Source organism: Mangrovibacterium sp. (assembly GCF_059905295.1).
On sequence record NZ_JBZQJF010000187.1, the window covers coordinates 1 to 8,234 of the forward strand.

The window sequence follows — 8,234 nt, forward strand, 5'->3', positions numbered from 1 at the left end:
GGGGACCGATAAATCGCCGGTACGCTGAACGATTTGCAACGCTTTGTTGATCGCTTCGTAGGCCGAATTACTTTTAGGCGAAGTAGCCAGGTAAATGGCGCATTCCGACAAAATAATCCGCGACTCAGGATGTCCAATTTGATGTACGGCATCGAAGGTCGTTTGTGCCAGCAACAAAGCATTCGGATTGGCCAGTCCAACATCTTCAGCAGCAAGGATTAATAACCGACGGGCAATAAATTTTACATCTTCACCTCCGTCAATCATCCGGGCAAGCCAGTAAACAGCTGCATCGGGATCGCTGCCACGGATACTTTTAATGAAGGCAGAAATGATGTCGTAGTGCATCTCCCCTTTCTTATCGTAGGTGCGCAGGTTATTTTGAAGACGTTTGGTTACTTTGTCGTTCGTGATTTCAATCTGATCGGTTTCTTCAGCATTAACCACCAGTTCGAGCACATTCAACAACTTACGGGCATCACCACCCGAAAAGCGAAGCAATGCTTCATATTCTTTCAGATCAATCTGTTTCTTTTTCAGCTCAACATCCTTTTGAAAAGCATTATCGAGCAGTCGAAGCAGATCGTCTTTTTCCAAATGTTTCAGAATATAAACCTGGCAACGCGAAAGCAACGGGGAAATCACCTCGAAAGATGGGTTCTCGGTTGTTGCTCCGATTAATGTTACCACGCCTTGTTCAACAGCTCCCAACAAGGAATCCTGCTGTGCTTTACTAAAGCGGTGAATCTCGTCGATAAACAAGATCGGGTTTGCACGATTGAAAAACTGCTGTTTCTGTGCCTTTTCAATCACATCGCGCACATCTTTTACACCCGAACTTATCGCACTCAAAATGTGAAAAGGCCGATCGAGTGTGTTTGCAATGATCTTGGCCAAGGTTGTTTTTCCAACCCCTGGGGGTCCCCACAGAATGAGCGACGAAATATTTCCCGAATCGATCATTTTGCGCAAAACAGCTCCCGGTCCAACAAGATGTTCCTGCCCGATATAGTCGTCCAGTTTCTTTGGACGCAAGCGTTCTGCCAAAGGTTGTAAACTCATTTACTGCAGGTTTCTCCGTTGCACCTCGTTATAGTATTTATAGAATATTCTGGCAACAAAAATGAATGGAATAACAACAATAATCAGGAACAGCGGGCTCAGTTTATAGATAATAATCAAAGCCATCGATACAAAGATCGCCATTACCGCAAAGAATGAAATATTCCGGTACTTCGAAAGTCTCTCCAGCAATTCAAGGTTGTTCAATTTCTTCAAATCAGTCATAATGTTCGTTAAATATTTAGTTACAATAGCGTTTAATAATGTTATAAGCCTCCTCAATTCCAAGCTCACCTGCTTTACTTAAATCTTTAGCCCCTCCATCAATATCGTCCAGGTAAATTTTAGTCAAACCACGGTTAAAATAAGCTTCGGCAAAATCGTTTTGCAACTCAATGGCCTTATCGAGGTTTTTGATTGCTTCTTCGTATTTATCGAGCTTACAAAGAATATAAGCCTTGTTGTAATAAACGAACGGGAAAGAAGGATCAAGCTTTGAACAACGATCATAATCGGCCAAAATATCTTTATAATCATTCAGAAACTCTTTTCTCACTCCCTGCCCGGCCTGATTACCCGAACCAATAGCAATGGTCATGTCCTGCGAAAGGTCAGGAACCGACTCCAGCAATTCAACCATCTTTTCCCGACAGTTCGCCCGGCTAAAATAAGCAATCAAATTCTTACTGTCTAATTTCAGGCTCTGGTCAAAATCTTCCATCGCATCGTTGTATTTCTTGGTCAGGAATTTAAAGATTCCTCGGCTCAGGTAATTCTCCGACGATTGATTTGCCTTAAGCTTATCGTTGAAATAAAGAATATTGTTATTGAAGCTATCCGCAAAGTCTGTTGCATCCTTGTTCGTGATGGTCATCTGCGGTGTATAGTTGTTGTACTTGTTCAACTCTTCCAAGGCCATACTGTAATATTGCAGGCGTTCGTAATCCACCGAGTTTTCACTGAACGAAGCAATGCGAAAAATGTTCTGCAACTCAATAATCACATTCTTGTTTTGTACTTTTCCATCATCCACTTCTTCGTCGTAGTTCGGAAGATTCCGGGTATCGGCCAGCGACAATCGGAAACGACGACGTGCTCTTTCTTCAGCTTCTTGTTCAGCTTTACTCTTTTCATCCTGTTTATCCTTCTGATTAGCTTGCGATTGGGACTGATTGGTATTTTGCGCCAAAGCTTGTCCCTGAGACTGAGACTGTCCTTGTCCCTGTCCTCCTTTTTGTTGCTGCTGTTGTTTTTGTTGCTGCTGTTTCTGCAATTGTGCGTAATATTCTTCCTCCGTTGGTCGGCGGTGAATATCCAGCTTCGGATCCAGTTTCGCAGCTATACGGTAATCTTCTTCGTAACCCGACTGTCCCAGTACTTCTTTGGCAATACCCCTATTAAAGTAAGCATTTGGCATAGTAGGATCTAACTGAAGCGCCAGGTCGTAATCCATAATAGCTCCCTGAAAATCTTCCAACCGCTGTTTTACAATCCCCCGGTTGTTATAGGCGTAAGCATTTTGCGGATCCAGCTTAATGGTTTCATCAAAATCGCGCAAAGCTGCAGCAAAGTCATTCAGATCGAACCGCGCCAAACCACGTAACAAATAAGCACTGGCAAAGTGCGGGCGAATAATAATCACCCGGTTCAAATCGCGGATACCTTCCTTCACATCACCTTTTACAATATTGGCATTACTTCGGTTAATTAGGGCATTCACAAAATTCGGGTTAATCTCCAACGCCTTATCGTAGTCGGCAATAGCGCCGTCAACATCTTTCATTGATAGCTTGGCTATCCCCCGGTTATTGTAAATACCGGCGTTGCGAGGCGATAGTTCCAATGCCCGGTTATAATCGGCAATGGCATTGGCATACTCGTGCAACGACAAATACGCCAGACCTCGATTAATGAAAGCATCGGGGTAATAAGGCTTTATCTTGATGGCCATATTATAATCTTCGATGGCTCCGCGGAAGTCTTCCAACTGATGTTTGGCCAGTCCCCGAAAGAAATAAGGTTCGGGCAACTGTGGCTTAAACTTGATGACAATATTGAAGTTTTCAATCGCCCCAACATAGTTTGCTGTCGAAATGCGGGTTTGTCCCACCCTGATATAGTGGTTAATATTCAGCTGCGCCGATGCCAGGCTGCTGATGAAGACTAAAAGAATTAGAATCTTAAATTTCATAGGGCGGACAATTTACAAAGAGCAAAAATAATATTTTAACCCGGTATCAGTTGTTTTCAGTATTTTTATCTCGATTACACTTTTTTTAACAAATGCTTTACCATGGAAAATCGTTGTGAATGGTGTCTGAAGGATGATTTATACCGAAACTATCATGATCAGGAATGGGGCGTTCCGGTTTATAACGATCGTGTTTTGTTCGAATTTTTAATTCTCGAAGGTGTTCAGGCCGGTTTAAGCTGGCACACTGTTTTAAAGAAACGCGAAAACTACCGAAAGGCTTACGACGATTTCGACCCGGGAAAGGTAGCTGCGTACGACGACCAGAAGGTGACCGAACTGTTACAAAATGAAGGATTGGTGCGAAACAAGCTGAAAATTGCAGCCAGCATTACCAATGCCCAACGTTTCCTCGAAGTTCAAAAGGAATTTGGATCATTCTCGAACTACATTTGGAGCTTCGTCAATCATCAACCGATCATTAACCGGTTTAAAAGTCTGAAAGAAGTACCCGCAACGACTGCTCTTTCTGACCAAATCAGCAAAGACCTGAAAAAGCGAGGATTTAAATTTGTTGGTTCCACCATCGTTTATGCTCACATGCAGGCCACAGGGATGGTAAACGATCATGTTGAAGGTTGTTTCCGTCACCGGGAAGTCTTGACCGAGAAGGTTTCCTGATTACTGCTTGGGGGAATACATCCTCAGCAACCGAAGAGCAAAACCAGTGATCGTTTATCGGAAACCGAAAAGGCACAAAAAACGCTGCAAGCAATAATCCTGGCAGCGTCTTCCGTCCCTCAACTTTAATTACGGATATTGATTTAAAGTATGTTCTCCTCTTCTGTGTTTTACACTCCCAAAACTAACATAATCGAATCGGTCTCCGGAACAGCAGATACCTTTCTTACATTTTCGGGGATGATAACACGCCTCCAATGCATATGGACGCTTATACAGATGAACCTTACAGCGTGGAGCGGCCTCAACTGATTTATGTTCTGTTTGTGCCATGGCTATGCTTATTTTGTCATTAGTCTAGCCTCTTCCGGTTCTCATCTCAAAGAAGCATTATTCGGCTCCCCAGATCTCAGCGCTTAATTCACGAGTGGCCTTCCTGGCTGTCCGTACTGAGGTTTTCTTCATCTTAACGCTTAGAATAGGTTTTGCTTCATGTTTTACAATATCCTCAGCCAAACTTCCATTAATCAAATGAGCAAAGCCAGTTCTTCCATGCGTTTCAATGGCAATTAGATCGGCATCAGTCTCCTTGCTGAAGTTTATGATACCGCTTTCAATGTCGTGATCGTTGTAAACATTTATACTGTAATTGGTCAATTCAAATTCCCGGGCAAAGTCAATCAGTAATTTTTGGCTTTTTGGCGTCGTCTCAAAATCTTTGGGAGTAATTACTTTCAATAAAGCAATATGAGCGTTATACAGGTCAGCAAAGAATTTAATCTTTTGAAATGAATGATAAGATTCATCCCGGAAATTCGATGCAAAAACCATTTTATTGATTGTAAAATCTTCAATTTCATGTTTAAGAGTTAATACCGGTGCATTTGAAAGCCGGACCACTTTTTCGGTGTTTGATCCGATAAATGATCGATCATAGCCACTACGCCCATGGGCACCCATCACAATCAAATTGGGATTTATAAAGGGCTCCTTGCTTAATACATCCGTGAATGTTGAACTGGAGACAACGTGTCGCTGAATATCAACACCTTTCAAAAAGCTCTTATTCAAAAGTTGATCGAGCTGTTTTTGGGCATCAGTATTAACTTCCTCATAATATTCCTTGGTATAGTAATAACTAAATTCTTCCCCTAAAGCAGGATGCTGATAAACGTGAACAAGGTTAATTCTCCCATTGATTCTTTTTGCGATACTTGCAGCTACTTTCAATGCAAATAAGGCATGTTCCGAAAAATCTGTAAGTACTAAAATTGTTTTCATAGCAGTAATTTGTTTTAATTAAGACGGTAACGTGTTTCTATCAGGCTTAAAAAGGCATTTCTAAAGGATAAGTACAGCATCTTAATTTGAAAGGACTAATCTACACCTGCAATATCTCCCTCCTCATCCCAGGAATTCAAACCGTAAAGATTATTCGTTAACAAGTATTGTTGGATCTCCTGTTGAACTTGCCATTCAACAATATAGTCGAAGCTCTCGCTGCTGCAGTGAATACCTTTCTCGAATTTATTGGGAGAGTAACAGCGATGAGTATGTAAATAGTGGATCGCATATCCCTTACCTGGAATCGGATTTTGCTGATTTTTGGTTTTCATAAACATGCTGGAAGCTTTTAACATGAAGACTCGATGTTGTAATGTTTCCCTCCCTGTCACAACGGAAACATTCGCGTAAATTATTAAAGAAGAACGTTATGGGCATTCCGACTCTTGATGAGTTAATCCATTAAAACATACGATATTTCAAATCGATTTGTTTGCCCATCAATACCCCTGTTGGGCAAAACAATTGCGAAATTTTCAGAACACAAACAGCATGCTGAAAGACGCAAATTAGTTTAGTCAAATCAGATCTTGTAATAAAACATTCATGATTCGGAGGGTACCTTCAACAGGGATGAAAGTGGAGCAAAACAAGAGAAGGCAGTTGAAAACAATTGAAGACAATCGAATGAAGACTTTCACAGAAAACACTCATGATTCCGGCAAATCACCAACAGAAATGAAAGTGGAAAGTTTTCCTTACATCAGGTTGTCATTGTTATCTTAAGTTGGCGGGTTGTCTCGGAACCCGTAACCCGAAACTCAAAACTTGGAATTCAGAAGGGACTTTCAGAAAAAAGTCAGCCAGATAAAACTTACAACATTGTAGATACTTCGAATCCTGACACAAGTTAAAAACATGAAGCTCCGGAAGCGATACCTTTGTTGATTAACCGGCAAAAAACAGAAATTATAGAGTCTATAAAAAGCTGCCCCTCGTCTTCATAAAGCAGAGACGAGAGACAGCAAACTATTTGTTTCTTTCACTTTACATCTTATGAGTCGTGAGACTCAAAACGTTAAACTTGAAACTCAAAACTCCTCGAAACTGTCTTTACCCCAACAAAAGCGGAATAAAATAAGGGAATAAGGTTCGGGGGGTCAGAGTGGTACTGTATTCTACTAAGCTTAAATAATGAAATAAGGTTATCTTATGAGTCAATGGTTATGAGACTTGAGTCGTGAGTAGTGGAACTTGAAACTCAAAACTTGGAACTTTTTCAGTTTAGAGCAAAAAAAAAGAGTAGATCTCTATCTACCCTTTTCAAACCTAACTAAACCAATAAAACTAATCAAACCTAAACTTATGAAATAAAATCTACGACAAAGATATGCTGAAAAACACATCGTCGTGTTAAGCGAACTTTAAAGAAATATTAAAGAAATTGTATAATCTACATAATGGTAAGAGAAACATGCAACGACCCCAAAACATAAAAGCCTCATTACATACCACTTAACAATCAACAACAGCACAAAATCAACTCTTAACAAAGAGAATACCATTTTTTTAGGAATTTCACCTTTAAAATCCGATTTGCTTTTTATTGCACTATTTCTTGAGTCGACTAAAACAATTCAGGAATAATGTTCGAGGAACATTTCATTGACGGGAACAGCAATTGCATGTTTCTTTGCCAAGGCAACGACGGTACCTGCAAACAAAGCAACTTCTGTAGGGCGACCGGCAACAACATCCTGCGCCATCGAAGGACGCTCATTTGGATCAAGACGATCAATAATCTTCAACCAATACGTAATATCATCCTTGGTAAGCACCACTCCTTCCTGGTGAGCAACAGCAATGGCTTCTTCCATAGCAGTAATCATCAAACCACGAGCTTCTCCCGGTTTTTGAACGAGGCTGTTTGTTTCATTAAAATAGCCTACTGCCTGATTGATGCCAACATTCAGCATCCACTTACTCCAAAGCTTTTTGCGCATCCGGTTATTAATTTCGTGCGGTAGTTCCATCGCCTCGAAAAAAGTTTTCACCCGTTCAACTTTGTCCGTGTTTGCTTCTGCATCGAGCTCGCCAAAGCTGAGTATCCCTTTTGTAACGTAAGTCATTTGATTGCCCACTTTGGCTGCAGTCATTCCCTGGGCAACGGTGTACAACAAATGTTCGTCTCCGTACACTTCACCAATTTCGGCTTCGCTAACCACGCCGTTTAAAACAGAAAGAATAATCGTATCGGGGCCAATATGCCCTTTAATCATGCGGATCGCCTCTTTCAAAGCGGTATATTTAACGGCCACAATGATCAGGTCGGCCGGTTCAACCACCTTATCGGGTGTTACATATTGAAACGAACAAATTTGTCCGTTACAAAAGATTCCTTCTTTCTGATACTTTTCAATTCGAGCAGGATCAGCAATGATCCGAAGATCTTCCCGGGGCATGCGACGCAGAAAATGTTCACCATACAAAATTCCCAAAGCTCCTAAACCAACGATGGAAACTTTTCGGATTGGTTTTACCATGATTACCTCCTGTAATTTAAACTTGCCTAAAGTTAAAACAGTCAGGTATATTCGGAAAGTTAATTTTAGCGGATTATTTACCGTATTTCAAACATACAGAAACAAGCCTTGTTCAATCGGCCTTGAAATTTCTGAAAATACCGGAGTATAACCAAAGCTATCAGGTGAATTAAAAGAACTAAGACGAGGCAGACCGGCGACGTCCTTTCATCGATCCACCTATTGCGGCCAAGATGGTAAAACCAATTCCGATGCCCAGCAAGACTAAAACAAGTGTCGAGGTAGTCCATAGCGGGAACTTCCAGATAAGTGTACCAATCGTTGCTGCATGACAAATCACCGGTGTGTACCAAACACTCGTTGGGTGTACCAGACAAATCACATAACAGGAAACAACCAAAAATGCATCGTAAGCGAGTGCGAATGCAATCAAGATGAAGTTACTTTTTCGATGTCCCTCATCGTCCAGGAAA

The 8,234-nt window shown here is 41.2% G+C and carries 8 protein-coding genes; 1 reads left to right on the forward strand and 7 read right to left on the reverse strand.

The window, feature by feature from the left end:
* The 3 genes from AC37HE_RS10030 to AC37HE_RS10040 form a co-directional block, all read right to left on the reverse strand.
* A partial coding sequence (locus AC37HE_RS10030; protein WP_500782697.1) for a replication-associated recombination protein A occupies window positions 1-1,062 on the reverse strand: 1,062 nt, incomplete at its 3' end.
* The gene (locus AC37HE_RS10035) at window positions 1,063-1,287 is read right to left on the reverse strand and encodes a hypothetical protein (RefSeq protein ID WP_500782698.1); all 225 of its coding nucleotides are present in this window, start codon (window positions 1,285-1,287) and stop codon (window positions 1,063-1,065) included.
* A 16-nt stretch (window positions 1,288-1,303) separates the two neighbouring features.
* The gene (locus tag AC37HE_RS10040; protein ID WP_500782699.1) at window positions 1,304-3,253 is read right to left on the reverse strand and encodes a tetratricopeptide repeat protein; all 1,950 of its coding nucleotides are present in this window, start codon (window positions 3,251-3,253) and stop codon (window positions 1,304-1,306) included.
* A gap of 102 nt (window positions 3,254-3,355) precedes the next feature.
* On the opposite strand from AC37HE_RS10040, the gene AC37HE_RS10045 reads away from it, so the two are divergent.
* Window positions 3,356-3,934: a DNA-3-methyladenine glycosylase I gene (locus tag AC37HE_RS10045; protein WP_500782700.1), complete on the forward strand. Its 579-nt coding sequence runs from the start codon at window positions 3,356-3,358 to the stop codon at window positions 3,932-3,934.
* Window positions 3,935-4,324: 390 nt separating this feature from the next.
* Here the strand turns inward: AC37HE_RS10045 and AC37HE_RS10050 are convergent, their stop codons facing one another.
* The 4 genes from AC37HE_RS10050 to AC37HE_RS10065 all read right to left on the reverse strand — a co-directional run.
* On the reverse strand, window positions 4,325-5,215 hold the full coding sequence (locus AC37HE_RS10050; RefSeq protein ID WP_500782702.1) for a universal stress protein: 891 nt from the start codon (window positions 5,213-5,215) through the stop codon (window positions 4,325-4,327).
* Window positions 5,216-5,310: 95 nt separating this feature from the next.
* Window positions 5,311-5,550 (reverse strand): hypothetical protein, encoded by a 240-nt coding sequence (locus AC37HE_RS10055; protein WP_500782703.1) that lies wholly within the window; start codon window positions 5,548-5,550, stop codon window positions 5,311-5,313.
* 1,305 nt (window positions 5,551-6,855) lie between these two features.
* Window positions 6,856-7,761, reverse strand: coding sequence for a ketopantoate reductase family protein (locus AC37HE_RS10060; RefSeq protein WP_500782704.1), 906 nt, complete (start codon window positions 7,759-7,761; stop codon window positions 6,856-6,858).
* 178 nt (window positions 7,762-7,939) lie between these two features.
* On the reverse strand, window positions 7,940-8,234 hold a 295-nt coding region (locus AC37HE_RS10065), incomplete at its 5' end, for a hypothetical protein (RefSeq protein ID WP_500782705.1).

Excerpts from the sequence above, each read along its gene's own strand:
- AC37HE_RS10035 (WP_500782698.1), bottom strand. The coding sequence starts at position 1,287 with ATGACTGATTTGAAGAAATTGAACAACCTTGAATTGCTGGAGAGACTT.
- AC37HE_RS10040 (WP_500782699.1), bottom strand. The coding sequence starts at position 3,253 with ATGAAATTTAAGATTCTAATTCTTTTAGTCTTCATCAGCAGCCTGGCA.
- AC37HE_RS10045 (WP_500782700.1), top strand. The coding sequence starts at position 3,356 with ATGGAAAATCGTTGTGAATGGTGTCTGAAGGATGATTTATACCGAAAC.
- AC37HE_RS10050 (WP_500782702.1), bottom strand. The coding sequence starts at position 5,215 with ATGAAAACAATTTTAGTACTTACAGATTTTTCGGAACATGCCTTATTT.
- AC37HE_RS10055 (WP_500782703.1), bottom strand. The coding sequence starts at position 5,550 with ATGAAAACCAAAAATCAGCAAAATCCGATTCCAGGTAAGGGATATGCG.
- AC37HE_RS10060 (WP_500782704.1), bottom strand. The coding sequence starts at position 7,761 with ATGGTAAAACCAATCCGAAAAGTTTCCATCGTTGGTTTAGGAGCTTTG.